The organism is Schlegelella aquatica, assembly GCF_026013905.1.
Lineage (GTDB): Bacteria > Pseudomonadota > Gammaproteobacteria > Burkholderiales > Burkholderiaceae_C > Caldimonas > Caldimonas aquatica.
Genome location: NZ_CP110257.1, coordinates 2,101,439 through 2,127,500 on the forward strand (window position 1 = coordinate 2,101,439; position 26,062 = coordinate 2,127,500).

21 protein-coding genes and 2 rRNA genes are annotated in these 26,062 nt (G+C 66.0%); 11 read left to right on the forward strand and 12 right to left on the reverse strand.

Going from position 1 to position 26,062, the window contains the following annotated elements; genetic code table 11:
* The first annotated feature begins 76 nt into the window (after positions 1 to 76).
* Genes hpnC through hpnE form a run of 3 tightly spaced genes read left to right on the forward strand, consistent with a single transcriptional unit; the run spans position 77 to position 3,043 of the window.
* Positions 77 to 904: a squalene synthase HpnC gene (hpnC, locus tag OMP39_RS09500; RefSeq protein ID WP_342454853.1), complete on the forward strand. Its 828-nt coding sequence runs from the start codon at positions 77 to 79 to the stop codon at positions 902 to 904.
* Between the two features lie 37 nt (positions 905 to 941).
* Positions 942 to 1,778: a presqualene diphosphate synthase HpnD gene (hpnD, locus tag OMP39_RS09505; RefSeq protein ID WP_264891491.1), complete on the forward strand. Its 837-nt coding sequence runs from the start codon at positions 942 to 944 to the stop codon at positions 1,776 to 1,778.
* Positions 1,763 to 3,043, forward strand: a complete 1,281-nt coding sequence (hpnE, locus tag OMP39_RS09510) for a hydroxysqualene dehydroxylase HpnE (protein ID WP_264891492.1) — start codon at positions 1,763 to 1,765, stop codon at positions 3,041 to 3,043. Before hpnD ends, hpnE begins: the two co-directional genes overlap by 16 nt.
* 46 nt (positions 3,044 to 3,089) lie before the next feature.
* On the opposite strand, the gene OMP39_RS09515 is transcribed toward hpnE, so the two are convergent.
* Complete coding sequence (locus OMP39_RS09515; protein ID WP_264891493.1) at positions 3,090 to 4,052, reverse strand: TIGR03790 family protein; 963 nt, start codon at positions 4,050 to 4,052, stop codon at positions 3,090 to 3,092.
* A 202-nt stretch (positions 4,053 to 4,254) separates the two neighbouring features.
* On the opposite strand from OMP39_RS09515, the gene OMP39_RS09520 reads away from it, so the two are divergent.
* On the forward strand, positions 4,255 to 5,031 hold the full coding sequence (locus tag OMP39_RS09520; protein WP_264891494.1) for an IclR family transcriptional regulator: 777 nt from the start codon (positions 4,255 to 4,257) through the stop codon (positions 5,029 to 5,031).
* Here the strand turns inward: OMP39_RS09520 and pbpG are convergent, their stop codons facing one another.
* From pbpG to OMP39_RS09550, 6 genes are all read right to left on the reverse strand, one after another.
* Positions 5,032 to 6,081: a D-alanyl-D-alanine endopeptidase gene (pbpG, locus tag OMP39_RS09525; protein ID WP_264894521.1), complete on the reverse strand. Its 1,050-nt coding sequence runs from the start codon at positions 6,079 to 6,081 to the stop codon at positions 5,032 to 5,034.
* A 188-nt stretch (positions 6,082 to 6,269) separates the two neighbouring features.
* Complete coding sequence (locus tag OMP39_RS09530; protein ID WP_264891495.1) at positions 6,270 to 7,811, reverse strand: 2-isopropylmalate synthase; 1,542 nt, start codon at positions 7,809 to 7,811, stop codon at positions 6,270 to 6,272.
* Positions 7,812 to 7,995: 184 nt separating this feature from the next.
* Positions 7,996 to 8,823 carry a CDP-diacylglycerol--serine O-phosphatidyltransferase gene (pssA, locus tag OMP39_RS09535; RefSeq protein ID WP_264891496.1) on the reverse strand — a complete coding sequence of 276 codons (828 nt, stop codon included), beginning with the start codon at positions 8,821 to 8,823 and terminating at the stop codon, positions 7,996 to 7,998.
* Between the two features lie 274 nt (positions 8,824 to 9,097).
* Positions 9,098 to 10,114, reverse strand: coding sequence for a ketol-acid reductoisomerase (ilvC, locus tag OMP39_RS09540; RefSeq protein WP_264891497.1), 1,017 nt, complete (start codon positions 10,112 to 10,114; stop codon positions 9,098 to 9,100).
* Between the two features lie 128 nt (positions 10,115 to 10,242).
* Complete coding sequence (ilvN, locus tag OMP39_RS09545; protein ID WP_264891498.1) at positions 10,243 to 10,734, reverse strand: acetolactate synthase small subunit; 492 nt, start codon at positions 10,732 to 10,734, stop codon at positions 10,243 to 10,245.
* A gap of 165 nt (positions 10,735 to 10,899) precedes the next feature.
* Positions 10,900 to 12,684, reverse strand: coding sequence for an acetolactate synthase 3 catalytic subunit (locus OMP39_RS09550; RefSeq protein ID WP_264891499.1), 1,785 nt, complete (start codon positions 12,682 to 12,684; stop codon positions 10,900 to 10,902).
* Between the two features lie 256 nt (positions 12,685 to 12,940).
* Between OMP39_RS09550 and OMP39_RS09555 the strand changes: the two genes are divergently transcribed.
* The 6 genes from OMP39_RS09555 to OMP39_RS09580 all read left to right on the forward strand — a co-directional run bounded on the left by OMP39_RS09555 (position 12,941) and on the right by OMP39_RS09580 (position 16,443).
* Complete coding sequence (locus OMP39_RS09555; protein WP_264891500.1) at positions 12,941 to 13,507, forward strand: RNA polymerase sigma factor; 567 nt, start codon at positions 12,941 to 12,943, stop codon at positions 13,505 to 13,507.
* A complete protein-coding gene (locus OMP39_RS09560; RefSeq protein ID WP_264891501.1) occupies positions 13,504 to 13,947 on the forward strand; it encodes a DUF3619 family protein in 444 nt (147 codons plus the stop codon). Before OMP39_RS09555 ends, OMP39_RS09560 begins: the two co-directional genes overlap by 4 nt.
* Positions 13,944 to 14,798, forward strand: a complete 855-nt coding sequence (locus OMP39_RS09565; protein WP_264891502.1) for a DUF3106 domain-containing protein — start codon at positions 13,944 to 13,946, stop codon at positions 14,796 to 14,798. Before OMP39_RS09560 ends, OMP39_RS09565 begins: the two co-directional genes overlap by 4 nt.
* A complete protein-coding gene (locus tag OMP39_RS09570; RefSeq protein WP_264891503.1) occupies positions 14,795 to 15,340 on the forward strand; it encodes an RDD family protein in 546 nt (181 codons plus the stop codon). Before OMP39_RS09565 ends, OMP39_RS09570 begins: the two co-directional genes overlap by 4 nt.
* A 25-nt stretch (positions 15,341 to 15,365) precedes the next feature.
* Positions 15,366 to 15,773 (forward strand): diacylglycerol kinase, encoded by a 408-nt coding sequence (locus OMP39_RS09575; RefSeq protein ID WP_264891504.1) that lies wholly within the window; start codon positions 15,366 to 15,368, stop codon positions 15,771 to 15,773.
* An 82-nt stretch (positions 15,774 to 15,855) separates the two neighbouring features.
* Positions 15,856 to 16,443 (forward strand): LOG family protein, encoded by a 588-nt coding sequence (locus tag OMP39_RS09580; RefSeq protein ID WP_264891505.1) that lies wholly within the window; start codon positions 15,856 to 15,858, stop codon positions 16,441 to 16,443.
* A 55-nt stretch (positions 16,444 to 16,498) separates the two neighbouring features.
* Here the strand turns inward: OMP39_RS09580 and glnK are convergent, their stop codons facing one another.
* Entirely contained in the window at positions 16,499 to 16,837 is a 339-nt protein-coding gene (gene glnK / locus OMP39_RS09585) for a P-II family nitrogen regulator (protein WP_264891506.1), read from the reverse strand.
* Positions 16,838 to 16,878: 41 nt separating this feature from the next.
* Entirely contained in the window at positions 16,879 to 18,576 is a 1,698-nt protein-coding gene (locus tag OMP39_RS09590; protein WP_264891507.1) for an NAD+ synthase, read from the reverse strand.
* 26 nt (positions 18,577 to 18,602) lie between these two features.
* Here OMP39_RS09590 and OMP39_RS09595 point away from each other — a divergent pair, with 26 nt between their 5' ends.
* Positions 18,603 to 19,769: a GNAT family N-acetyltransferase gene (locus OMP39_RS09595; RefSeq protein WP_264891508.1), complete on the forward strand. Its 1,167-nt coding sequence runs from the start codon at positions 18,603 to 18,605 to the stop codon at positions 19,767 to 19,769.
* A 58-nt stretch (positions 19,770 to 19,827) separates the two neighbouring features.
* On the opposite strand, the gene OMP39_RS09600 is transcribed toward OMP39_RS09595, so the two are convergent.
* The 3 genes from OMP39_RS09600 to OMP39_RS09610 all read right to left on the reverse strand — a co-directional run bounded on the left by OMP39_RS09600 (position 19,828) and on the right by OMP39_RS09610 (position 25,965).
* On the reverse strand, positions 19,828 to 22,551 hold the full coding sequence (locus OMP39_RS09600; protein WP_264891509.1) for a M16 family metallopeptidase: 2,724 nt from the start codon (positions 22,549 to 22,551) through the stop codon (positions 19,828 to 19,830).
* Positions 22,552 to 22,766: 215 nt separating this feature from the next.
* Positions 22,767 to 22,879 (reverse strand): 5S ribosomal RNA (rrf, locus tag OMP39_RS09605).
* Between the two features lie 211 nt (positions 22,880 to 23,090).
* Positions 23,091 to 25,965: ribosomal RNA gene (locus OMP39_RS09610) — 23S ribosomal RNA — on the reverse strand.
* Positions 25,966 to 26,062 lie beyond the last annotated feature (97 nt).

The window sequence follows — 26,062 nt, forward strand, 5'->3', positions numbered from 1 at the left end:
AGTGTCAAACCCCGACGGGCGGCGCGCGAGGGGTCCGAGTGTTCGCGCCCATCGGGCTCCCTCGGGCCATTGGACAATGCCTGCCGTGAGCATCGACCATTACGAGAACTTTCCTGTCGCCTCCGCCCTGTGCCCGGCCCGACTTCGGCCCGCCGTCCGGGCCATCTATGCCTATGCCCGCACGGCCGACGACCTGGCGGACGAGGGCGACGCCGACCGCCTGTGCCGCCTGGGGGACCTCGCCGCCTACCGGGAGGACCTGCACGCGGTGCTGCAGGGCGCTGCCCCTTCGCGGCGTTGGTCGCATGTCTTTCTGCCGCTGGCCGACGCCATCCGTGACTACCGGCTGCCCGGTGCGCCGTTGGAAGCGCTGCTCGACGCCTTCGTACAGGACCTCACCAAACACCGCTACCTCGACCGGGAGGAACTGCTCGCCTACTGCGAGCGCTCCGCGAACCCCGTGGGGCGGCTGATGCTGCATCTCTACGGCCTGGACGACGAACAAGCCCGGCGCGAGTCGGACGCCATATGCACGGGGCTGCAGCTCACCAACTTCTGGCAGGACTTGCGGGTCGACACCGCCCGGGGCCGGCTGTATGTGCCGCTCGATGCCTGCCGGCGACACGACGTGCCCCCCGCGTCGCTGCTCGCGCACCAGGAGACTCCGCGCACTCCGGCCTTGCTGCGCGAGCTCGTCGACTGGGCCGAGTCGCTGCTGCGCGAAGGCGCGCCCCTCGTCCGGCGAGTGCCGGGCCGCGCCGGGTGGGAACTGCGCCTCGTCGTCCAAGGGGGGCTGCGGATTCTTGAGAGAATCCGGCGGCTGAACTACGCGATGCTGCACACACGGCCCGTGCTCGGCCCGCGCGATGCTTGGCCGATGCTGTGGCGAGCGTGGCGCATGTAGCCGGCTCACTGGGTCGCCCGCCCCGCTTCCTTCCGACATGACACCCGAGCAATACGTGCAGGACAAGGCCGCCGCCAGCGGCTCCAGCTTCTACTACGCGTTCCTGTTCCTGCCGCCTGAGCGTCGCGCCGCCATCACCGCCTTCTACGCCTTCTGCCGCGAAGTGGACGACGTGGTCGACGAGGTGAGAGACCCGCAGGTCGCGGCCACCAAGCTGCAATGGTGGAGGCAGGAGGTCGAACGCGCGTATGCGGGCCAACCCAGCCACCCCGTCACGCGTGCCCTGATGCCGCACGCCAAGCGCTACGCAATCGCGCGCGAGCATCTGCTCGCCGTCATCGAGGGCTGCGAGATGGACCTGCACCAGACGCGGTACCTCGACTTCCGCTCGCTTGCCCGGTACTGCGACCTCGTGGCAGGCGTGGTCGGTGAAGTGTCGTCGGCCATCTTCGGGCGCACCCAGGATGCGACCGTGGCCTATGCGCACCGGCTTGGGCTCGCGCTGCAGCTCACCAACATCATCCGCGACGTCGGCGACGATGCGCGCCGCGGACGCATCTACCTGCCGATCGAGGAGCTGCAGCGCTTCGACGTGAAGGCCCACGAGATCCTCAATCGCATCTACAGCGACCGGTTCACCGCGCTGATGAAGTTCCAGGCCGAGCGCGCCCATCGCACCTACGACGAGGCGCTCGCCCTGCTGCCGGAGGCCGACGCCGCCTCGCAGAAGCCCGGGCTCATGATGGCCAACATCTACCGCACACTGCTTCGTGAAGTCGAGTCCACCGGCTTCCAGGTGCTGCACCAGCGCATCGCTCTCACCCCGCTGCGCAAGCTGTGGATCGCCTGGCGCACCCAATGGCGGGGACGCTGATGCGCGTCGCGGTCGTGGGCGCGGGCTGGGCGGGTTGCGCCGCAGGAGTGGAGGCGCTCCGGGCGGGCCATGCGGTCACGCTCTATGAGATGGCCGCCCAGGTCGGAGGGCGCGCCCGTCGCGTCGAGGTGGAGGGCTTTCCGCTCGACAACGGCCAGCACATCTTGATCGGCGCCTACCGCGAAACCTTGCGCCTCATGCGGGCGGTGGGCGCGCGCACCACGCTGGACCTGCTGCGCCTGCCGCTGCAACTCGGCTTCCCCGATGGCACGGGGCTCTTCGTGCCGCGCGGGCCCGCCCCTCTCGCCCTCGTGCAGGGGTTATGGGCCGCGCGCCACTGGACGCCCCCCGATCGGCTGCGCCTCATCGCCGCCGCGCTCGGGTGGGCCCTGCGCGGCTGGCGCTGCCCCGCTCATCTCACGGTGGCACAACTCACCGCTGCACTGCCCGGGCCCGTGCGCTGCGGCCTCATCGATCCGCTGTGCGTGGCCGCGCTCAACACCCCGCCGGCCGAAGCGAGTGCGGCCGTGTTCCTGCGCGTGCTGCGCGACGCCTTGTGGGGCGGACCAGGCGCTTCCGATCTTCTGCTGCCTCGCGTCGATCTGAGCCGCCTCTTTCCCGAGCGTGCCGTGACCTGGATGCGCGAACTGGGCGCCGAGGTGCGCCTGCTGCACCGGGTGCACGAAATCCGGCAAGGCCCGGCGCACTGGGAGCTCGACGGGGGCGAGCGCTTCGATGCGGTCGTGCTGGCCACCCCTGCCTGGGAAGCGGCGCGCCTGGCGCGGCAAGCGAATCCCGCCTGGGCGGCTCAGGCGGCGCGGCTGACCTACGAGCCGATCGTGACCGTCTACCTGCGCGGTGATGGGGTGCGCTTGCCCGCGCCGCTGCTGGCCTTGCGAGGCGAACCGGCCCAATTCGTGTTCGACCATGGCCAACTCGACGGCCCGCAGGGGCTGCTGGCCTTCGTGGTCAGTGGCGCACGGTCCTGGGCAGACCGAGGCATCGATGCGGTGACCGAGGCTGCACGTCGGCAGGCCGAAGCGGAGTTGGCGCGCTTTCTGCGCCCTCCCTTGCGAGCCGTTCGCACGCTGGTGGAAAAGCGCGCCACCTTCCGTTGTACGCCGGCTCTCGAGCGTCCCGGCGCACGGATTGCGGAGAATCTGTGGGCGGCCGGGGACTACATCGCGGGCCCCTACCCCGCCACCCTGGAAGGCGCGGTGCGCTCGGGCGTGGAGGCCGCGCGAGCCCTCGCGGGCGGCCGCTGAGCGGCCGCCGTCCGCCTGGGTGCCACGGCTGCGCCCCCGGGGCCTTTCAGTCCCGTGCGAACGGCGCCGCCAAAGGGTCGCCGACGAACACCCCCTGCTGCGGCCAGGCCACGCTCTTCCAGTACGCCTCGAGGGCGGTGGCGCCCTGCAGGTAGTGCAGCAGCAGGATCTGAGGGTGCGGGAACTTCTGCGGATGGTTGCAGGGCTCGCTGACAGTGCCATAGCTCGCCGTCGCGCCGGCATCGATCCACGCCAACGCACTGCTTTGGCCGGACGCCCCCTCCAGGCGGCCGCCAAAGGAGGTCAGGTGGTCGGCCAGCGCCCCCGGCACGAACTGCAGGCGATCCAACCCCTCCAGCCGAGCCGCGCCTGTCTGGTACAGCACCACGCGTTCGGCGTCGGGCGCCTCTTCGGCCTGCGCCACGTGCACCTCCACGCCGACCGCGCTCAGCCGCACGGGCGGCGGGTACAGCGGGGCGCGCACCGAGCGCGCTCGGTCCGATGTCGAGACGAACCACGCGTGCACCCAGGGCGCACCCCGCCGCCCCAGCTGCCCGTCGGACGCTGCGCCGCGCTCGATCAGGGCCTGGGCGCCCTGCTCGGTGGGCGCGGCAATCAACATGGACGGCCGCAGGCGCAGGTCGCTCCAGGGGCGATGCGTCGGATGATTGAAATAGGGTGAGACGCGCGGACGCCCGCAGGTGTTTCGGCACAACTGCGCGTCCAGGCCGAGCGTCACCGCCGCCGTCAAGGACTGGCAGCCCACGGCGTAGGGCTGCACCCACGCCATGGCCAGCGCCTGAACGTCCTCGCCTGCCGCGCCGAAGGCCTGCTCCATGCGCGCCTGCAAGGCCTCGAACTCCGCGACCTCGAGCGTCGGCGTGACCGGAAGCCTCACCGCCACGACCTGGGCCGAAGGTATCCCCCGCCTGCGCGCGTAGGCGTCGCCCACGGCCACCGAGTACGGATCGTCCTCATTGACCAGCAATCCCAGCTGGCTGGCCTTCAACCTGCCTCGAACCCGCGGAACGCGCACGCCAGGCGCAGGACGCGACGCCACGGAGGCGGGTGCCTCTGCCTGTGCGAGCGCGGCCGTGGGCGAAACCATCCACAGGGCAGCACCTCCCATGCGGCACAGCCAGCTCCGACGTGCACGGCCGTGCAACTTTTCGTCATGCAAAATCGGTCGGATCTGAGGGAAAATCCGTTTCATGAAACGCACCGAGGGCAACACTCCGACGATTCAGGTTCTCGAACGCATGTTCGCTCTTCTGGACGTGCTCGCCGCACATCGGGACCCGGTGTCGCTGAAGGAAATCAGTGAACAGACCGGTCTGCATCCCTCGACCGCCCACCGGATTCTGAACGACCTGGCGGTCGGGCGTTTCGTGGATCGGCCGGAGGCCGGCAGTTACCGCCTGGGCATGCGCCTGCTCGAGCTCGGCAATCTCGTCAAAGCGCGTCTGGACGTGCGCGACGCGGCTCTCGGGCCGATGCGTGAGTTGCACAAGCTGACGCACCAGCCCGTCAACTTGTCCGTGCGTCAGGGCGACGAGATCGTCTACATCGAGCGGACCTACAGCGAGCGCTCGGGCATGCAGGTCGTGCGCGCCGTGGGAGGCCGCGCACCCTTGCACCTCACCTCCGTGGGCAAGCTCTTCCTCGCGCAAGACGACCCGCAGCGGGTGCGGGCCTATGCCACCCGTACCGGGCTGGCCGGCCACACCCGCAACAGCATCACGGACTTGGCCACGCTCGAGCGCGAGCTGGCCAAGGTGCGCCAGTACGGCACGGCACGCGACAACGAGGAGCTCGAACTGGGCGTCCGCTGCATGGCAGCGGGCATCCGAGACGACCAAGGCAAGCTGGTGGCGGGGCTGTCGATCTCAGCGCCTGCCGACCGCCTGGAGGAGAGCTGGCTGGAGCGCCTGACGCAGACGGCGGCCCAGATCTCGGCTGCCCTCGGCTACCGCGGGCAGCCGTCCTGATCAGGACGTGACCCGCGGCATATGGGGCTGGCCCGTGACGGCGCCGTGCCCCTCCTCGAGCAGCCACTTGCGCACGCGCTCGGCGTCGCCGATGCGCGAGTACTTCCCGGCCGAATCGAGGAACACCATGATCAGTTGGCGACCTGCGAGGCGGGCCTGCATCACGAGGCAGCGGCCGGCCTCGACGATGTAGCCGGTCTTCTGCAGGCCGATCTCCCAGGTCGGGTTGAAGACCAGACCGTTGGTATTGCGGAACTGCAAGTGACGGCGCCCGACCGCGACCTGGTACTCAGGGGAGGTGGAGAGCTCGCGGATCAAGGGGTACTGGTAGGCCGCGTTGACCAGGGTCGCCAGGTCACGCGCGCTGGACTGGTTGCGGCTCGACAAGCCGGTGGGCTCGACATAGCGGGTGTCGTGCATGCCCAACTCGCGCGCCTTGCGGTTCATCGCCTCGACGAACGCCGGCAAGCCGCCCGGGTAGTGGCGCCCGAGCGCGTTGGCGGCCCGGTTCTCGCTGGACATGAGGGCCAGATGGAGCATCTCTCCCCGCGTGAGTTGGGTGCCGACCGCCAGGCGCGAGTGGCTGCCCTTCTCGGTATCGATGTCGGCCTCGGTGATCGTCAGCACCTCATCGAGCGACTGGTTCGCCTCCACGACCACCAGGGCGGTCATCAGCTTGGTGATCGAAGCGATGGGCAAGACGGCCTGCGAGTTCTTGCTGAACAGGATCTCGTTGGTGTCCTGGTCGATCACCAGCGCCACGCTGGACTTCAGGTCCAGAGGATCGGGCGCTTGGTGCAGGCCATACGCCTGTGCGTACGACAGCCGCGGCTCGCTGGGGACGTAGGCCGCCTTGCGGGTAGGAAGGCCGGCGGCCTTGCTGACCTTGGGGCCGGCACTGCGCACGACGCCGCCCTTGCGCTCGGCCCGCATCGCCGTGCGGGCGCCCCGGCTCTTGGGAGCCACGCTCGGCTTCTTGGCCGTCGCGCGCTTGGCGCCGGTATGGGTAGCACGTTTGGCAGGCGCATCTTCGCTCTTGCGCGCCGCCATGCCGTCCAGCGGCGAGAGCGCCACGAGGCCAGCCACCAGGACGGACAACCAACGAGTTCCTGAGAGCAACGACACGACAACCTCCAGCAGCCCGGCCCAGCGAGTTTAGGTGATAGAAAAAAGGCGCGCAACATCAAAAACTTACGCGCCCTTTCTCAAGTCCGGGCTAAACCGGAAATCGTGCTTGTTCAGCCCTGAGCGGCCACGCGTTCTGCCTTGCTGTGCAGCTTGTTCAAGGCCGAGAGATAGGCCTTGGCCGATGCCACGACGATGTCCGGGTCTGCACCCACACCGTTGACCACCCGCCCGCCGAGTTGCAGGCGCACGGTCACCTCGCCTTGGGATTCTGTGCTGCCCGAGGTGATCGCATTGACCGAATACAGCAGCATTTCGGCCCCACTTCGCACCTTGGACTCGATCGCCTTCAGGCTGGCGTCCACCGGCCCGTTGCCGTCGCTTTCGGCATGGAACTCCTCGTCGCCGGCGGCAAACGCCACCCGCGCGTGCGGCCGCTCACCCGTTTCCGAGTACTGCGACAGGGCCAACAGCCGGTAATGCTCCTGCTCGCTGGTCACGCTTTCGTCGCTCACCAGCGCGATGATGTCCTCGTCGAAGATCTCGCTCTTGCGATCGGCCAGGTCCTTGAAGCGCGCGAACGCCGCATTGATCTCGGCCTCCGACTCCAGTTCGATCCCCAGTTCCTGCAGTCGCTGCTTGAACGCATTGCGCCCGGAGAGCTTGCCCAGCACGATCTTGTTGGCCGTCCAGCCCACGTCCTCGGCGCGCATGATCTCGTAGGTATCGCGCGCCTTGAGCACCCCGTCCTGATGGATGCCGGACGCGTGGGCGAAGGCGTTCGCCCCCACGACGGCCTTGTTCGGCTGCACCACGAAGCCGGTGGTCTGCGATACGAGGCGCGACGCCGGCACGATCTGGCTGGTGTCGATGCCGACCTCCAGGCCGAAGTAGTCCCGCCGCGTCTTGACGGCCATGACCACCTCTTCGAGGGCGCAGTTGCCCGCCCGCTCGCCCAGACCGTTGATGGTGCACTCCACCTGACGCGCGCCGCCCAGCTTCACGCCGGCCAGCGAGTTGGCCACCGCCATCCCCAGGTCGTTGTGACAGTGCACCGACCAGACGGCCTTGTCCGAGTTGGGGATGCGCTCACGCAGCGTCCTGATGAAGTTGCCGTAGAGTTCCGGCACCGCGTAGCCCACGGTGTCCGGGATGTTGATCGTGGTGGCCCCCTCGTCGATGACCGCCTCGAGCACCCGGCACAGGAAGTCGATCTCAGACCGATAGCCGTCCTCCGGCGAGAACTCCACGTCCGCGCACAGGTTGCGCGCGAAGCGCACGGCCAGCCGCGCCTGCTCGTAGACCTGATCCGGCGTCATCCGCAGCTTCTTCTCCATGTGCAGCGGGCTGGTGGCGATGAAGGTGTGGATGCGCGCGGAATTCGCGCCCCTCAACGCCTCGGCGGCCCGGCTGATGTCACGGTCGTTGGCGCGGGCCAGCGAACACACCGTGGATTCCTTGATCGCATCGGCAATGGCCTTCACGGCCTCGAAGTCCCCGTTGGACGACGCAGCGAAGCCGGCCTCGATCACATCGACACGCAGTCGCTCGAGTTGCCGTGCGATGCGCAGCTTCTCCTCGCGGGTCATGGAGGCGCCGGGCGACTGTTCGCCGTCTCTGAGCGTGGTGTCGAAGATGATGAGCTTGTCGGGCATGATCCGCTCCGTGGCAGGAACAAAAGAAAACGGCCCGCTTGCTGTGCGCTTGCGGGCCGTTGATGCGAAAAAACTCTAGACGTGAGCCATCAGCGCGCCCGCGGCACTCCTAGGAGCAATAGCGAAAAGGCGGCGATGCGCTGCGTCATGCGGGCCAATATACCACGGCCGGGCCAAGCCGCGTTCACTGGTGAAGGCCTTTTTCGTCCGGCTCGTCGGTGGACACCGCAATGACGCTGACCGGCTTGCCCTTGGCCTTTCGGATGAAGTAGACCACGTAGCCCGACAGCCCGTAGACGATGAACACCCCGAACAGCACGAGCGGGGGGTGGTAGGAGATGACAGCGAAGCCGAGCGCAATGGCCACGATCACGATGAACGGGACCGAGCGCTTGAAGCTCACGTCCTTGAAACTGTAGAACGGCACGTTCGTGACCATCGTCAGCCCCGCGTAGAGCGTGAAGGCGAAGGCCGTCCAGGTCAGCCATTCGATGTGCTCGGCCCCCTTGTACCCCATGTCGTCCATCACCCAGATGAACCCGGTCACCATGGCGGCGGCCGCGGGGCTCGGCAGTCCCTGGAAGAACCGCTTGTCCACCACGCCGATGTTGGTGTTGAAGCGCGCCAGCCGCAAAGCCGCTCCCGCGCAGTAGACGAACGCTGCGATCCACCCGAGCTTGCCCAGGCCCTGCAGGGCCCACTCGTAGACGATCAGCGCCGGCGCGGCTCCGAAGGACACCATGTCCGAGAGGCTGTCCATCTGCTCGCCGAAGGTACTTTGCGTGTTCGTCATCCGGGCCACGCGGCCGTCCAGGCTGTCGAGCACCATCGCGGAGAACACCCCGATGGCCGCCTGCTCGAAGCGCCCGTTCATCGCCATGACCACCGCGTAGAAGCCGCCGAACAGCGCCGCCAGCGTGAAGAGGTTGGGCAGGATGTAAATCCCCTTGCGACGGGGCCGCACGGCCAGTTCCGGCGCCGGCTCGAGGGGAGGATCCGAAAAATCGTTCATGCCGGGAACTCACTGGTTATGCCACGGGCGCGACACGGCGGGTCCACCGCCGCCGGCGCGCGGGCCTGACATCGTCGAGCAAAGGCCGCGCCCGTCGCCCCAGGGCAGGCCGCGAGGATACATCAGCCACGCAGGACAAAAAGGGCCGCCGACCCTGAGGTCGCGGCCCCCGCCTTGCGGCCGTCGCGCGCCGGCCCGCCGGTCCACACACCTGCCTGCCCGCCGCCAGCGGGCAGGCGGGGCCCCGGCCGGCCGCCGGGGCCCCGTCGGCCCTTCAGTTCTTGGACTGGTCGACCAGGCGGTTCTTCTTGATCCAGGGCATCATCGCGCGCAACTGCTCGCCCACCACCTCGATCGGGTGCTCGGCGGTCAGGCGGCGGCGCGACAAGAGCGTGGGCGCGCCGGCCTTGTTCTCCAGGATGAAGCTCTTGGCGTACTCGCCCGTCTGGATGTCCTTGAGCGCCTGCCGCATCGCCTTCTTCGTCTCTTCCGTGATGACCTTGGGGCCCGTCACGTACTCGCCGTATTCGGCGTTGTTCGAGATCGAGTAGTTCATGTTGGCGATGCCGCCTTCGTAGATCAGGTCCACGATGAGCTTGAGCTCGTGCAGGCACTCGAAGTAGGCCATCTCGGGCGCATAGCCGGCCTCGACCAGCGTCTCGAAACCCGCCTTGATCAGCTCGACCGCGCCGCCGCACAGCACCGCCTGCTCGCCGAAGAGGTCGGTCTCGGTCTCCTCGCGGAAGGTCGTCTCGATGATCCCCGCCTTGCCGCCACCATTGGCCGCCGCGTACGACAGCGCCAGGTCACGCGCCTTGCCGGTCTTGTCGGCATGCACCGCGATCAGGTGCGGCACGCCACCGCCTTGGGTGTAGGTGGAACGCACCGTGTGTCCGGGCGCCTTCGGGGCCACCATCCAGACATCCAGGTCGCCACGGGGGATCACCTGCCCGTAGTGGACGTTGAAGCCATGCGCGAAGGCGAGCGAGGCACCCTGCTTGATGTTCGGCTCGACTTCCTGCTTGTACACGGCGGCGATCTGCTCGTCCGGCAGCAGCATCATCACGACGTCGGCCCCCTTCACGGCCTCGCCGATCTCCGCGACTCTCAAGCCGGCCTTCTCGGCTTTGGCCCACGAAGCCCCGCCGCGGCGCAGACCGACCGTGACCTTGACGCCGCTGTCGTTGAGGTTCAGTGCGTGCGCGTGACCTTGCGAGCCGTAGCCGATGATCGTGACGTTCTTGCCCTTGATGAGGCTCAGATCGGCGTCCTTGTCGTAATAGACCTTCATGAGTTTCTCCAACACTTGTAGTCGTGAACAGGTGACCGAGCGACCGCGTGAACGAGTGCAAACCGCGTCGATATCCCACCTCACTTGTTCACTGCATCACCTGTCCACTCGTTCACGAAAGGGGCGCTTCAGACGCGCAGAATGCGCTCGCCGCGGCCGATGCCGCTGGTGCCTGTGCGCACCGTCTCGAGGATCGCCGTGCGGTCGATCGCCTCGATGAATGCGTCCAGCTTCGCGGCGTCGCCCGTCAGCTCTATGGTGTAGGTCTTTTCCGTCACGTCGATGATGCGGCCGCGGAAGATGTCGGCCATGCGCTTCATCTCCTCGCGCTCCTTGCCCACGGCGCGCACCTTGATGAGCATCAGCTCGCGCTCGATGTAGTTGCCCTCGGTCAGATCCACCACCTTCACCACCTCGATCAGGCGGTTCAGGTGCTTGGTGATCTGCTCGATCACGTCGTCGCTGCCGGTCGTCACGATGGTCATGCGCGACAGCGAAGGGTCTTCGGTGGGGGCGACCGTCAAGGTCTCGATGTTGTAGCCGCGGGCCGAAAAGAGGCCCACCACGCGGGAGAGAGCACCGGGCTCGTTCTCCAGCAGCACTGCGATGATGTGTTTCATGGTCGAGGGTTCGCGCTCTTCAGGCCGGCGGCGGTAACCGACGGCCCTTGGCCACGAGGTTCGATCTCTAGGAAGGAAGTGAAAGACGCGTCCGGGACCGGGAAGCCTCGGGACGGCTCCTGACGCGCCGCGGTAACGGTCGCGCCCTCGCCGCCCCGGCGGGCCTCACAGGTCTTCGGACCCCAGCAGCATCTCCGTGATGCCCTTGCCCGCCTGGACCATCGGCCAGACGTTCTCGGTCGGGTCGGTGCGCACGTCGAGGAAGACGGTGCGGTCCTTCAGGCGCATCATCTCGCGCAGGGCCGGCTCCACCTCCGAGGGCTTCTCGATCCTCAGGCCCACATGGCCGTACGCCTCTGCGAGCTTGACGAAGTCGGGCAGCGCATCCATGTAGCTGTGCGAGTAGCGGCCGCTGTACTCCAGCTGCTGCCATTGCCGCACCATACCGAGGTAGCGGTTGTTGAGCGAGATGATCTTGACCGGCGTCTGGTACTGCTGGCAGGTCGAGAGCTCCTGGATGCACATCTGGATCGAGCCCTCGCCGGTGATGCAGAACACGTCCGCGTCCGGCTTGGCCAGCTTGATGCCCATGGCATACGGCAGCCCCACGCCCATCGTGCCCAGGCCGCCGGAGTTGATCCACCGACGCGGCTGGTCGAAGCGATAGAACTGCGCCGCCCACATCTGGTGCTGGCCGACGTCGGAGGTGATGTAGGTCTCGCGATCCTTCGTGAGCTCCCACAGCGTCTCGACCACGTACTGCGGCTTGATGACCTCGTCGGAGCGCTTGTACTTCAGGCACTCGCGCTTGCGCCACTCGTTGATCTGCCCCCACCATCCCGCCAGCGCCTGGGCGTCGGGCCTCAGCTGCTGCTCGCGGATGTGCGCGATCAGCTCCTGCAGCACCTCCTTGACGTCGCCCACGATCGGGATGTCGACCTTCACGCGCTTGGAGATCGACGACGGGTCGATGTCCACGTGGATGATCTTGCGCTCCACCGAAGCGAAGTGCCGCGGGTTGCCGATCACGCGGTCGTCGAAACGCGCCCCCACGGCCAGCAGGACATCGCAGTTCTGCATGGTCATGTTGGCCTCGTAGGTGCCGTGCATACCCAGCATGCCCAGGAACTTCGGGTCGGAAGCCGGGTACGCGCCGAGCCCCATGAGCGTGTTCGTGCAGGGGTAGCCGAGCAGATCGACCAGCTCACGCAACTCCGCGGAGGCGTTGCCCAGAATCACGCCGCCGCCGGTGTAGATGTAGGGCCGCTTCGCGCTGAGCAGCAGTTGGACCGCCTTGCGGATCTGCCCGCCGTGACCCTTGCGCACCGGGTTGTAGGAACGCATCTCGATCGTGGCGGGGTACTCGAAACGCGCGGTCTTGAGCGAGACGTCCTTGGGGATGTCCACGACCACCGGGCCCGGGCGGCCGGTGCGGGCGATGTGGAACGCCTTCTTGATCGTGACGGCCAGGTCGCGCACGTCCTTGACCAGGAAGTTGTGCTTGACGATGGGCCTCGTGATGCCGACCGTGTCGCATTCCTGGAAGGCGTCCAGCCCGATCGCGGGCGTCGGCACCTGCCCGGTGATGATCACCATCGGGATCGAGTCCATGTAGGCCGTCGCGATGCCGGTGATCGCGTTCGTCACGCCCGGGCCGGAGGTGACCAGCGCCACACCGACCTCGCCGGTCGCGCGCGCATAGCCGTCGGCGGCGTGCACCGCCGCCTGCTCGTGGCGCACCAGGACGTGCTCGATGGTGTCTTGCTTGTACAGCGCGTCGTAGATGTAGAGAACCGCGCCGCCTGGGTAGCCCCAGATGAACTTGACGCCTTCGGCTTGGAGACAGCGCACGAGGATCTCGGCGCCGTTGATTTCTTGGGTGGGGGATTGCGGGGCGGCCTTGCCGTCGGCAACGGCGGCACGCTTGTGGTCCGCGGCAGACATATCCATTCAGAACCTTTCAGATTTTCTCTGACGAAAAACGATCGGTGCCCCTAGCACGCCCTTGTGAGGCGGATTCGGGACCTGCGCGGTCAAGAACGAGGAGGCCCGGGTCGGGCGTCCGAGTTGAGACCCAGTGTTGTGCGAAGCAACATTATGACACCGGGCACGGGCCCGTGGGATCGTCCGTTACACGCGGGAGTTCCCCCGGGCTTGCGATGCGATAATCCGCCGGTTCTGATTTCCTGCGCGCGCCGTACCGCCCTTGGCCACCGAACAAGAACTGTCGGACTTCCTCAAGAGTGCCGACAAGCGCGCTTTCAAGCGGACGCTGTACGCCGTGCGCGACACGGACGCCGCCCTGGACATCGTCCAGGATTCCATGATCCGCCTGGCCGAGAAGTACGGCGATCGGCCCGCGGCGGAACTCCCATTGCTGTTCCAGCGAATTCTTGCCAACGCGATCACGGATTGGTTTCGCCGGCAGAAGGTGCGCGACGCCGTCGTGCAGAACTTCTCGTCGTTCGAGGGTTCAGACGCCACGGTGGAGTTCGACCTCCTCGAGACGCTGGAATCGCTCGATGCCCGCCTGGGCTCCGAAAGCGCACTGGACTCCGTCGCCCGCGCCCAGGTCCTGCGCGCCATCGAGGAGGAGGTCGAGAACCTGCCGCCCCGTCAACGCGAGGCCTTTCTGATGCGTTACTGGGAGGAACTGGATGTAGCCGAGACGGCAGCTGCCATGGGTTGCTCGGAGGGCAGCGTCAAGACGCATTGCTCTCGAGCGGTCCACGCGCTGGCTCGTGCACTGAAGGCCAAGGGAATCGCACCATGACGGACAACGACGCCGCTACCTCTGCCATCACGGACCTGGACGTGCTCGAAGCCCGCCTGGGGTTGCGGGTGGCCGCAGCGTTGTCCGCCCAGGCCGAGGACCTGCCCGCCGATGTGTCAGCCCGGCTGCGCTTCGCACGTGAGCAGGCACTCACGCGCCGCAAGCCCGAGCCGGTCGCGGCCGTCGAGCCGGTCGCCGTTCCGGTCGGTCCGGCACTCGGCCTCGGGGACGGGCGCCCGCCCCTGTGGTGGCGCTGGGCCGGCTCGCTCGTGCCGGTGGCGCTCTTGCTCGCCGGGCTGTTCCTGATCCAGGAGCGGCACTTCGAGCGGCAAGTCGAGGAGGCGGCCGACATCGACGCGGCCTTGCTCGCCGACGACCTGCCTCCCGCCGCCTACGCCGATCCCGGGTTCCGAGAGTTCCTGAAGGCACCGCTGGAATGAGCGCCTGCCTGCATCGCCGCCTGATTGCCGGGGTCCGCGCCGGCGCGTGCGCGTTCGTGCTGGCGGGTGCGGCCGCGTGGCCCCAGTGGGCCGCCGGTCAGAGCCCCAGCTCGACGACCGCGCCCTCCGCCGCGAGCCCGTCGCGCGAGGGGCCCTCCTGGAAACAGCTCTCCCCGGCGCAGCAGGCCGTCCTGCGGCCATTGGAGCGCGACTGGCCCTCGATCGACGCGGCCCGCAAGCGCAAGTGGCTGGAGATCGCGGCTCGCTATCCCAGCATGAGCGCCGACGAGCAGCAGCGTCTGCAAGCGCGCATGGCCGAATGGGCCCGCATGTCCACCGAAGAGCGGCGCAATGCCCGGCTCAATTTCCGGGAGGTGCGCGAGTTGAGTGCCGATGAACGCCGCGACCGCTGGGAGGCCTATCAGTCGCTGAGCGAAGAAGAACGTCAACGTCTGGCGGCCCGCGCTCAGCAGGCGACGAAGAAGCCCACACCGCGCGACGCGAACCCGGGCGGCAAGGCGCCCGCCTCCACGGCCGGCTCGGCCGCCGGGCCTCGGCCGGGCTCCACACCCAAGAACGCCTCCGGCAACGTGGCAAAATCCAACATCGTGCCGATCCCCGCAACTGGCACGCCACCCAAGCCGGTGGCACCTGTGCTCGTCAAAGGCGGCCCTGGCGCGACGACGACCTTCATCACGAAGAAGCCGACGCCGCCGTGGCACCAGCAGCCGGGTCTGCCCAAGATTGCCGCCACCCCCGAGTTCGTGGATCCCCACACGCTGCTGCCGCGGGTAGGTCCCCAAGGCGTGGCGGCTGTGCCTGCTCCCTCCGACGACGCTGCTGCCCGATGACTTCCGCTGCCGAACTGCCGGCCCGCGCGCCCAGCCTGCGGCGCCGCCTGGCGTGCTTCCTCTATGAGGGCGTGCTGCTGTTCGGTGTGGTGATGATCTCTGCCTATTTGTTCTCCAGCCTGACGCAGCAGCGCCACGCCCTGCAGGCCCGGCATGAGTTGCAGTTCTTCATGTTCGTGGTGCTGGGCATCTACTTCGTCTGGTTCTGGTCGCGTGGCGGCCAGACACTGGCGATGAAGACCTGGCACATCCGTGTGCGGCGGACCGGCGGCGGGGCATTGACGCAGGCGCGCGCTTTCGCGCGATTCGCGCTGTCGTGGGTGTGGTTCGTCCCTCCGCTCGCACTGCTTTGGGCGCTGCGCCCCGTCAGCGGCTCCATGGTGTTCGTCGTCACGGCCGGATGGGTGTTGCTCTACGCGCTGAGCTCCTGGCTGCATCCTCGCCGCCAGTACTGGCATGACGCGCTTTGCGGCACCGAGCTGGTCGACAGCAAGCCGCAACCGCAGCCGCCTGCACGGCGCTCCGCACCTTCTCGTGCCTGAGTGGCCCCCGCCCCTGCGAACGTCCATGCTCGCCGACTCCTCCTCTTCGCTCGCCCACGGGCACAAGGGCCGCACCGGCCTGGTGCGCATCCTCTTCGCCACCCGGCACTCGCTGGCCGGTTTGCGCGCCGCCTACACGGGGGAGAACGCCTTTCGCCAGGAGATCTGGGCGGCCTCGGTGATGCTGCCACTCGCGCTATGGCTCGGTCAGGGCTGGGTCGAGAAGGCGCTGCTGATGGGCGCCGTCCTCTTGGTGCTGATCGTCGAGTTGCTGAACTCGGCCATCGAGGCCACGGTGGACCGCGTGTCCATGGAGTTGCACGAGCTCTCCAAGCGCGCGAAGGACCTGGCCAGCGCGGCCGTCTTCCTCAGCTTGGTCTTGTGTGGCGGCGTCTGGTTGGCGGCACTCTGGCATCGCTTTGTGCCGGGCTGAGCCCCCCTGCAGCCTGGCGGACCGTCTCACGCCCTCCTGCGGACGCCCCCAAAGGCCGGGGCGATCATGCGATCATGCTCGCATGACGACTGCATTTTCGGTATGCGTGTACTGCGGTTCGCGTCCAGGCGCCTCCCCGGCCTTCACAGAGTCGGCCCGCGAGACCGGGCGACTCATCGGTGAGCGCGGCTGGCGCCTCGTCTACGGAGGCGGTCGTGCGGGCCTCATGGGCACCGTGGCAGACGCCGTGCTCGAAGCCGGCGGCACGGCAGTCGGTGTGATCCCCCGGTCACTGGTCGACAAGGAGATGGCACATCGCCGTCTGACCGAGCTGCACATCGTCGAGACGATGCATGAGCGCAAGCAGATGATGGCGGAACGGGCGGACGTGTTCGTCGCGCTGCCAGGCGGCATCGGCACGTTCGAGGAGCTCTTCGAAGTGTGGACGTGGCGGCAGTTGGGCTACCACGACAAGCCGGTCGGCCTGCTCAACGCCGCAGGCTACTACGACGGCCTGCTGGCCTTCATACGGCACACCGAGCAGCAAGGCTTCGTGCAGCCCGCGCAGGCCGCGCTCGTGCAGGTGGAGGCACGCCCCGCGGCACTGCTCGACCGCCTGGAAGCGCTGGCCCGCACGGCCACCGCGCCGGACGACTACCAGCGCATCTGAGGCGGCCGACCCTCGCGGGGAGTGGATGATGGACCGGCCGCCTCGGTCTGCGCGGTCAGATGGCGGCTTCGTCCGTCTCGCCGGTACGGATGCGCACCACCTGCTCCACCGGGGTGACGAAGATCTTGCCGTCGCCGATCTTGCCGGTCTTGGCAGCCTTGACGATGGCTTCGATGCAGCGGTCGACGTCCTCGTCCTTGATGACGACCTCGACCTTCACCTTGGGCAGGAAGTCCACCACGTACTCCGCGCCGCGGTACAGCTCGGTGTGGCCCTTCTGGCGACCGAAGCCCTTGACCTCGGTCACGGTCAGGCCGGTTACGCCGACCTCGGCGAGCGCCTCGCGCACTTCTTCCAGCTTGAATGGCTTGATGATGGCGGTGATCTGCTTCATGGGGGCTCCGAGCTTGAATCGAGTTGAGAACTGGCACCAGTTTACGCGCGGAACTTGGAGGTGATGGGGTACCTCCAGTCGCGCCCGAAAGCCCGGTGGGTGATGCGGATGCCGATGGGTGCCTGCCGTCGCTTGTACTCGTTGATCTTGAGCAGCCGGGTGACGCGCTCGACATCCGCCCGGTCGAAGCCGGCGGCCACGATCTCGTCGATGCTCTGGTCTTCCTCCATGTAGCGCTGCATGATCCCGTCCAGCACTTCGTATGGGGGCAGGCTGTCCTGATCGGTCTGGTTCGGTCGGAGCTCCGCCGAGGGCGCCCGCGTGATGATGCGCTCGGGAATGACCGGCCCCACCGAGCCGTCGGCGCGCGGCGTGCGCTGCTCGTTCTTCCAGCGTGCGAGGCGGTAGACCAAGGTCTTCGCCACGTCCTTGATGACGGCGAAACCGCCCGCCATGTCACCGTACAACGTGCAATAGCCGGTCGCCATCTCGCTCTTGTTGCCCGTGGTGAGGACGATCCAGCCATGCTTGTTGGACAGGGCCATGAGGAGCGTCCCGCGGATGCGGGCCTGGATGTTCTCCTCGGTGGCGTCTTCGGGCAGGCCGGCGAATTCCTGCGCAAGTGCGGCACGGAAGGCCTCGAACATCGGCGCGATGCCGATCTCGTCGTACCGTACACCGAGACGTGCCGCCATGTCGCGTGCATCGATCCACGAAATGTCCGCGGTGTACGGCGAGGGCATCATCACGGCCCGCACCTTCTCGGCGCCGAGGGCGTCCACCGCGATCGCGAGCACCAGCGCCGAGTCGATGCCACCTGACAGACCGACGATGGCCCCGGGAAAGCCGTTCTTGCCGATGTAGTCGCGCACGCCGGTCACGAGTGCCGACCACGCTTGCTGCTCGATCGCAGGCACCGGCGCGACCGGGCCCCGCACACCGGATCCGTCGATCTCGACGATCAGCAACGACTCCTCGAAGGCGGGCGCCCGCGCCTGCACCTGGCCCTTTGCATCCACCGCGAAGGACGCGCCATCGAACACCACCTCATCCTGCGCGCCCGCGAGGTGGGCGTAGACCAGAGGCACGCCGCAAGCGCGCGCCCGCTCGCCCATTCGGGCTTCGCGCTCCTCGCACTTGCCCAGATGGAATGGGGACGCATTGAGCACGAGCAGCACCTGAGCCCCCGCCTCGCAGGCGGCGCGCGGCGCCTCATCGAACCACGCGTCCTCGCAGATGTTGAGCCCCACGCGCCAGCCCTGCACATCGAACACCACCGGGCCTTGACCTGCATCGCGCCCCGAGACGAAGTAGCGGCGCTCGTCGAACACCTGGTAGTTCGGCAGCTCGCGCTTGGCGTATGTCGCGAGGACCTTTCCCCCCGCCAGCACCGAGGCGGCGTTGAAGCGTCGCGGCACGACCACCGACTTGCTCCTAACATCTCCGTCATGATCGACCTGCTGCGGATGCCCGACCACGACGCACAGCCCCGACAGGTCCGCCAGGCGCGCTGCGCAATCATGCAGCGCCTCTTCGCATGCCTGCATGAAGGCCGGGCGGAACAGCAGATCCTCGGGGGGATAGCCGCACAGCGACAGTTCGGGAGCCAGCACGACGCGGGCCCCGGCATCGTACGCCTGTCGGGCCATCGACACGATCTTGTCGACGTTTCCCCGCAGGTCGCCGACCGTCGCGTTGAACTGCGCAATGGCCACCTTGAGCGTGGGCACGGAGGTCATCGGAAGCGGATTCCTCGAGTGGGCAGATGAGTTCGAACGATTATGTCATTCGCATCCACGAGGGCTGGGAGGCGGTGGATCCTGCGCGCTGGGATGCGTTGCTGGACGCTTCCGAAGCCGCCACGCCCTTCGTGCGGCACGCGTTCCTCGCCTGCCTCGAGCGCTCGGGCAGTGCCTGCGCCCGCACCGGTTGGCGCGCCTGCCCGATCACCGTCTGGCAGCGCGGTGAGCTCGTGGCGGCCTGCCCCGTCTACGAGAAGACCCATTCCTTCGGAGAGTACGTGTTCGACTGGGCGTGGGCCGATGCGTACGAACGCCACGGCCTGCCCTACTACCCCAAACTCCTCGTGGGGGTCCCCTTCACGCCGGTAGCAGGCGCGCGATTGCTCGCGCGCGGCGCCTCGGCCCGCCAGGCTCTGTTACAGGCCCTGACCTCGCAGGCCCAGCGCGATCAGCGCTCGTCCGTGCACCTGCTCTTTGGCTCTCCGGCAGACATCGAGGCAGCCCGGCAGATGGGTTGGCTCTTGCGCTGCGGCGTCCAGTTCCATTGGCACAACGAGCGCGCCTACGCCGACTTCAACGACTTCCTCGGTCACCTTCAGCGTGACAAGCGCAAGAAGATCCTGCAAGAGCGGCGCCGGGTGCGCGAGGCGGGGGTGATCCTGGAGGCCCTGGTCGGCCCCGAGATCGCGAAGGAGGATTGGGACTTCTTCCATCGCTGCTACGTCCAGACCTATCGGGCCCATCGATCGACGCCTTACCTGAACCGGGCCTTTTTCGAGCAGGTGGCCACGGCACTGCCTCAGCAGTGGCTGATGTTCGTCGCGCGCCAGGGTCGCCAGCGCGTCGCGGCGTCGCTGCTCGCCCTCGATCCCGCCGAGCGCGTGGCCTATGGCCGCTACTGGGGAGCACTCTCCCACGTCGACTGCCTGCACTTCGAGGCCTGCTACTACGCGCCCCTGGAATGGTGCATCGCGCAGGGCTTTCGGCGCTTCGAGGGCGGTGCCCAAGGCGAGCACAAGCTCGCCCGCGGGCTCCAGCCGGTGCGCACCTACTCCGCGCATTGGCTGGGCCACCCCGCCTTCCGCGACCCCATCGCCCGATACCTGGAACGCGAAGCGGCCGGCATCGACGCCTACCTGAAGGAGCTCGAGGCGCACTCGCCGCTGAAGCCCGTCCGCACGGGTGCGTGAGGCGTGCCTGGCCCCCGGCAGGTCCAGCCCGGCGCCGCGCCTGCAGGGTGCCTCCAGATCAATCCTTGAAGTCGCCAGCCACGCCCACCACGAATTGCTCCGGGCGCAGATGGCGCCTCAGCGCGGCATTCACCTCCTCGAGCGTCAGCCGGGACAGCGCCTCGTCCACCTGCTCGGAAACGAGGAAGGTGCGCCCGAAATAGAGGTTTTCTGCCAACGCCGATGCCAAGTTGGCGTCTTGAGCACGGGACAGCCGCCGGAAAGAGAGATACCCGCGGCGCCCCCGCTCCAGCTCCTCCGGCCGGAAGCCCTCCTTCAGTACTCGATCGATCTCTTCGCGGATCGCCGCCTCCACCTTGGCGCGGTTCTGCGGCGCGAAAATCGCCCGCACCGACCACGCGGAATTGGGCTGCCAAGGGTTCCACTGGATCGAGGAGCGCACGTCATACGACAGACCCTCGGCCTCGCGCACCCGGGCCCAGAGCCGCGAATCGCCTCCCAGACCGAGCAGGTAGTTCGCGAGCAGCAGCGCCGGATAATCGCGGTCGAGCTCCTTCACGCGCCAAGGCTGGCTGATGCGCAGCACGGCATTCTGCTTGTCCGGAGTCACGAGCCGCAGCTGCCCGGGCGGGACTTCCTGGTAGGGCCGTTCGATGCGCTCGTAAGGCGACGCGCTGCGCCAACCGTCGAAGGCGCGGGCCAGCGCTTGGCGCACCTCGTCGACGGACAGATCCCCCACCGCCGAGAACTGGGCTTGCGAAGCGCCATAGAAACGGCGGTGGAAGTCCCGCACCTCCTCGAGCGTGATGCGCTGCAACGCCGCGCGCCGTTCATCGAAGCTCAGCACGCGTCTCACGTCGCCCGCAGGGTAGGGGTTCAGGCGTCTCGCGATCTCGTTGTCCAGCATCGCCCCAGGTTCCTTGCTCGCCGCCTCGATCCCGGCGAGTTGTTGCCGGCGCACCTCCTCGAATGCTTCTGGCGAGAGGGCCGGCTCCCGCAACATCTCGCCCACCAGCGCGATCACCTGGGGCAACTCCCCCCGGCGGCTGGTGATCCAGGCCGTCACTCCGCGCTCGTCCCCGCTGAACTGCACCTGGCTGCGCAAACGGTCGAGTTCGTCGTGAAGCGCTTGGCGGGACATCCGCTGTGTCCCCTTGTCCAGCAACTCCGCCAGCAGCTCGCCCGTCACCTCGTGCCCCCTCAAGGTCTCCAGCGTGCCGAAGCGCAGATCCAACCGCGCGGTCACCACACCCCCACGCGTGGACTTGGGCAGCAACGCCGCCTGCAGGCCGACCGGAAACGTGAACCGCAGGGTTCGGGCCTCGATGTTGCGAGGAGTGGCGTCGAAGGGCTCGGCCTCCTTCACGTCCGGATCGCCGCGGTAACCCCGCAAGACCGAGGCCAGGTCCACGCGCTCGGGCGCCGGTGCGCGAACCGGCGATGCCGTAGGCACGTAGAGGGCCAGCGTCCTGTTGGACGCCAGCAATCGCTGCTCGGCGACGCGTTGCACATCCGAGGCGCTGATCTGACGGACGCGGTCTCGCATCAGGAAGAAGAGCCGCCAGTCGCCCGCCGCGATCGCCTCCGACAGGGCCACCCCCACCCGTTCAGGGTCCGAGAACTCCAGATCCCAGTCCTTGAGCCACTTGCGACGCGCCCGCTCCACCTCCTCCTCGGTCACTGGACGGCGCGCCAGGTTTTCCAGTTCGTCGAGGAGCGCCTCGCGCGCCTTCTCCAAGTCTTGTCCTGGCGCGAGTTGCACGCCATAAACCGCGAAGCCCGGGTCTGCGAGCGCCTGTGAGAACGCGAAGACGCCCGCTGCGAGCCCTGCTTCGACGAGCCGCTTGTGCAAGCGCCCCGAGGGCTCGTCGGCCATCACGAAATCGAGCAGCGAGACCGCTGCGAAATCCGGATGTGCAGCAGGGGGCATGTGGTACATCGCGTAGGCGAGCGGAACGCCCCCCACCCTGCGCACCGTCACCGAGCGCTCCCCATCCTGCACCGGATCCAGCGTGTACAAGGTCGGCAGGCGGCGCTTCGGCCGGGGAATCGCGCCGAAAGCGTCGGCGATCCAGGCGAGCGTGCGTGGCGGGTCGAACTTGCCGGCAACGATGAGCGTCGCGTTGTCCGGCTGGTAGTAGGTCCGGTAGAAGCGCTGCAACCGCTCGATGTCCACGTTCTCGACATCACTGCGAGCCCCGATGGTGGACTTGCCGTAGTTGTGCCATTGGTACATCGTGGCCAGGCCCTTCTGGAGCAGCACCCGCCCAGGGTTGTTCTCGCCCATCTCCATCTCGTTACGCACGACGGTCATCTCGCTCGCCAGATCCTTGGCCGAGATGAAGCTGTTGACCATCGCGTCGGCCTGCCACCGCAAGTACCACTCGAGGTTCTCGTCGTTGGCCGAGAAACTGGCGAAGTAGTTGGTCCGGTCCAGCCAGGTGGACCCATTGGCCCGCAATCCCCGGCGACCGAACTCCGCCCAGACGTTCGGATGCTTGGGCGATCCCTTGAAGAGCAGATGCTCCAGCAAGTGCGCCATGCCGGTCTCGCCATAGCTCTCGTGCCGCGAGCCCACGCGATAGGTCATGTTGACCGTGGTGGTGGGCTTCGAGGCGTCCGGGACCAGCAGCACCTGCAATCCGTTCGCGAGCCTGTACTCCCTGATCCCCTCCACCGCAGTGACCTCGGTCACTCCTCGCGGAAGCGCGACCTGTCGCGCGTGCGCCGGCGCCCACGCCAGCGACCAGATCATCAGGAAAAGGGCCAATGCCGCGCGCATTCCCGCTTCTCGCATGTCTTCCTCGGGGTGGATCGAATGTGGGGGTTCGCAGACACCGGACGCCGGCTCCCATGCAGAGCCCGCCACCGGTGGGTCACTCCACGTCCATTCTGGACGAGGTCACCCGGACGAGTATGACTTCGGAAGCCGCCGCTCGTTCCCCAAAGAACAAACCCCCGCTGCAAGAGGTGCAGCGGGGGTTTGAGGGGTTAATAGCCTGACGATGTCCTACTTTCACACGGGAACCCGCACTATCATCGGCGCTGAGGCGTTTCACTGTCCTGTTCGGGATGGGAAGGAGTGGGACCACCTCGCTATGGTCATCAGGCATAACTTGTCGCCGGCTCGAGCCTTGGGGGGCTGGGCCGACCAATTCGCAGAGTCGAGCAACGATCACGGACGATGTCGTGTCCGGGGATCGATCAGCAGAAGATGATTGCACCACCAGGCGAAGCACGGTGGGCTTCGCACGGCCAGAGCGTCGAACGCTCTTGGCGATACGGTCGGTTCTTGCGGTTCGCGCAGAACATCAAGGTTATAGGGTCAAGCCGCACGGGCAATTAGTACTGGTTAGCTTAACGCATTACTGCGCTTCCACACCCAGCCTATCAACGTCCTGGTCTCGAACGACCCTTCAGGGGGCTCAAGGCCCCGGCAAGACTCATCTTGGGACGAGTTTCCCGCTTAGATGCTTTCAGCGGTTATCTCTTCCGCACTTAGCTACCCGGCAATGCCACTGGCGTGACAACCGGTACACCAGAGGTGCGTCCACTCCGGTCCTCTCGTACTAGGAGCAGGCTCCCTCAATCTTGCAACGCCCACGGAAGATAGGGACCAAACTGTCTCACGACGTTTTAAACCCAGCTCACGTACCTCTTTAAATGGCGAACAGCCATACCCTTGGGACCGGCTACAGCCCCAGGATGAGATGAGCCGACATCGAGGTGCCAAACACCGCCGTCGATATGAACTCTTGGGCGGTATCAGCCTGTTATCCCCAGAGTACCTTTTATCCGTTGAGCGATGGCCCTTCCATACAGAACCACCGGATCACTTAGTCCTACTTTCGTACCTGCTCGACTTGTCAGTCTCGCAGTCAAGCACGCTTATGCCTATGCACTATCAGCACGATTTCCGACCGTGCCTAGCGTACCTTCGAACTCCTCCGTTACGCTTTGGGAGGAGACCGCCCCAGTCAAACTGCCTACCATACACTGTCCCCGACCCGGATCACGGGCCTAGGTTAGAACCTCAAACGCACCAGGGTGGTATTTCAACGTCGGCTCCATGCGAACTGGCGTCCGCACTTCAAAGCCTCCCACCTATCCTACACAGATCCGTTCAAAGTCCAATGTAAAGCTACAGTAAAGGTTCATGGGGTCTTTCCGTCTTTCCGCGGGGAGATTGCATCATCACAAACATTTCAACTTCGCTGAGTCTCTGGAGGAGACAGTGTGGCCATCGTTACGCCATTCGTGCAGGTCGGAACTTACCCGACAAGGAATTTCGCTACCTTAGGACCGTTATAGTTACGGCCGCCGTTTACCGGGGCTTCGATCAAGAGCTTGCACCCCATCACTTAACCTTCCGGCACCGGGCAGGCGTCACACCCTATACGTCGACTTTCGTCTTTGCAGAGTGCTGTGTTTTTATTAAACAGTCGCAGCCACCTATTCTCTGCGACCCCATTCAGCTCCCCCTGTACGGGTTCACTTACTCGGGGCACACCTTCTTCCGAAGTTACGGTGTCAATTTGCCGAGTTCCTTCTCCAGAGTTCTCTCAAGCGCCTGAGAATACTCATCTCGCGCACCAGTGTCGGTTTGCGGTACGGTCGTCTGTAGCTGAAGCTTAGTGGCTTTTCCTGGAAGCAGGGTATCACTCACTTCGGCGGCAAGCCGCCTCGTCATCACGCCTCATCTAAGACCCCCGGATTTGCCTAAGGGCCACGACTACACGCTTAAACCGGGACATCCAACACCCGGCTGAGCTAACCTTCTCCGTCCCCACATCGCACTACAGAGCGGTACAGGAATATTGACCTGTTTCCCATCAGCTACGCATCTCTGCCTCGCCTTAGGGGCCGACTCACCCTACGCCGATGAACGTTGCGTAGGAAACCTTGCGCTTACGGCGAGGGGGCTTTTCACCCCCTTTAACGCTACTCATGTCAGCATTCGCACTTCCGATACCTCCAGCATCCCTTACGAGACACCTTCACAGGCTTACGGAACGCTCTCCTACCATCGTGTTGCCACGATCCGCAGCTTCGGTGACTGGCTTAGCCCCGTTACATCTTCCGCGCAGGACGACTCGATCAGTGAGCTATTACGCTTTCTTTAAATGGTGGCTGCTTCTAAGCCAACATCCTGACTGTTTTAGCCTTCCCACTTCGTTTCCCACTTAGCCAATCTTTGGGACCTTAGCTGGCGGTCTGGGTTGTTTCCCTCTCGTGTCCGGACGTTAGCACCCGGTGCACTGTCTCCCAAGCTCGCACTCATCGGTATTCGGAGTTTGCCATGGTTTGGTAAGTCGCCATGACCCCCTAGCCATAACAGTGCTCTACCCCCGACGGTGATACTTGAGGCACTACCTAAATAGTTTTCGGAGAGAACCAGCTATTTCCAGGTTTGTTTAGCCTTTCACCCCTATCCACAGCTCATCCGCTACTTTTGCAACAGTAGTCGGTTCGGACCTCCAGCACCTGTTACGGTACCTTCATCCTGGCCATGGATAGATCACCTGGTTTCGGGTCTACACCCAGCGACTGAACGCCCTGTTCGGACTCGGTTTCCCTGCGCCTCCCCTATTCGGTTAAGCTCGCCACTGAATGTAAGTCGCTGACCCATTATACAAAAGGTACGCCGTCACCCCTTGCGAGGCTCCGACTTTTTGTATGCATGCGGTTTCAGGATCTATTTCACTCCCCTCCCGGGGTTCTTTTCGCCTTTCCCTCACGGTACTGGTTCACTATCGGTCGATTACGAGTATTTAGCCTTGGAGGATGGTCCCCCCATCTTCAGACAGGATTCCACGTGTCCCGCCCTACTTGTCGCACGCCTAGTTCCACCACCCACATTTCTCATACGGGGCTATCACCCGCTATGGCCGGACTTTCCAGACCGTTCTGATATGTCGATGGCTAAATCGTGCAGGCTCCTCCGATTTCGCTCGCCACTACTTTCGGAATCTCGGTTGATTTCTGTTCCTCGAGCTACTGAGATGTTTCAGTTCGCCCGGTTCGCCTCGCTGCCCTATGTATTCAGACAGCGATACCCTCGCGGGTGGGTTTCCCCATTCGGACATCTCCGGATCACAGCTTGTTTGCCAGCTCCCCGAAGCTTTTCGCAGGCTACCACGTCCTTCATCGCCTGTAATCGCCAAGGCATCCACCACATGCACTTAGTCACTTGACCCTATAACTTTGACGTCTTCCGACGCCCGGTCAAGAACCGTTCGATCGATGGCTCGATCGATTGAGTATCGCGTTGTGCCGCACTTCACTCTCACGCG

Bases quoted from the DNA above. Each gene is read 5' to 3' on its own strand.
- hpnC (WP_342454853.1), top strand. From the start codon at position 77: ATGCCTGCCGTGAGCATCGACCATTACGAGAACTTTCCTGTCGCCTCC.
- hpnD (WP_264891491.1), top strand. From the start codon at position 942: ATGACACCCGAGCAATACGTGCAGGACAAGGCCGCCGCCAGCGGCTCC.
- hpnE (WP_264891492.1), top strand. From the start codon at position 1,763: ATGGCGGGGACGCTGATGCGCGTCGCGGTCGTGGGCGCGGGCTGGGCG.
- OMP39_RS09520 (WP_264891494.1), top strand. From the start codon at position 4,255: ATGAAACGCACCGAGGGCAACACTCCGACGATTCAGGTTCTCGAACGC.
- pbpG (WP_264894521.1), bottom strand. From the start codon at position 6,081: ATGGCGGCGCGCAAGAGCGAAGATGCGCCTGCCAAACGTGCTACCCAT.
- OMP39_RS09530 (WP_264891495.1), bottom strand. From the start codon at position 7,811: ATGCCCGACAAGCTCATCATCTTCGACACCACGCTCAGAGACGGCGAA.
- pssA (WP_264891496.1), bottom strand. From the start codon at position 8,823: ATGAACGATTTTTCGGATCCTCCCCTCGAGCCGGCGCCGGAACTGGCC.
- ilvC (WP_264891497.1), bottom strand. From the start codon at position 10,114: ATGAAGGTCTATTACGACAAGGACGCCGATCTGAGCCTCATCAAGGGC.
- ilvN (WP_264891498.1), bottom strand. From the start codon at position 10,734: ATGAAACACATCATCGCAGTGCTGCTGGAGAACGAGCCCGGTGCTCTC.
- OMP39_RS09550 (WP_264891499.1), bottom strand. From the start codon at position 12,684: ATGGATATGTCTGCCGCGGACCACAAGCGTGCCGCCGTTGCCGACGGC.
- OMP39_RS09560 (WP_264891501.1), top strand. From the start codon at position 13,504: ATGACGGACAACGACGCCGCTACCTCTGCCATCACGGACCTGGACGTG.
- OMP39_RS09565 (WP_264891502.1), top strand. From the start codon at position 13,944: ATGAGCGCCTGCCTGCATCGCCGCCTGATTGCCGGGGTCCGCGCCGGC.
- OMP39_RS09570 (WP_264891503.1), top strand. From the start codon at position 14,795: ATGACTTCCGCTGCCGAACTGCCGGCCCGCGCGCCCAGCCTGCGGCGC.
- OMP39_RS09575 (WP_264891504.1), top strand. From the start codon at position 15,366: ATGCTCGCCGACTCCTCCTCTTCGCTCGCCCACGGGCACAAGGGCCGC.
- OMP39_RS09580 (WP_264891505.1), top strand. From the start codon at position 15,856: ATGACGACTGCATTTTCGGTATGCGTGTACTGCGGTTCGCGTCCAGGC.
- glnK (WP_264891506.1), bottom strand. From the start codon at position 16,837: ATGAAGCAGATCACCGCCATCATCAAGCCATTCAAGCTGGAAGAAGTG.
- OMP39_RS09590 (WP_264891507.1), bottom strand. From the start codon at position 18,576: ATGACCTCCGTGCCCACGCTCAAGGTGGCCATTGCGCAGTTCAACGCG.
- OMP39_RS09595 (WP_264891508.1), top strand. From the start codon at position 18,603: ATGAGTTCGAACGATTATGTCATTCGCATCCACGAGGGCTGGGAGGCG.
- OMP39_RS09600 (WP_264891509.1), bottom strand. From the start codon at position 22,551: ATGCGCGCGGCATTGGCCCTTTTCCTGATGATCTGGTCGCTGGCGTGG.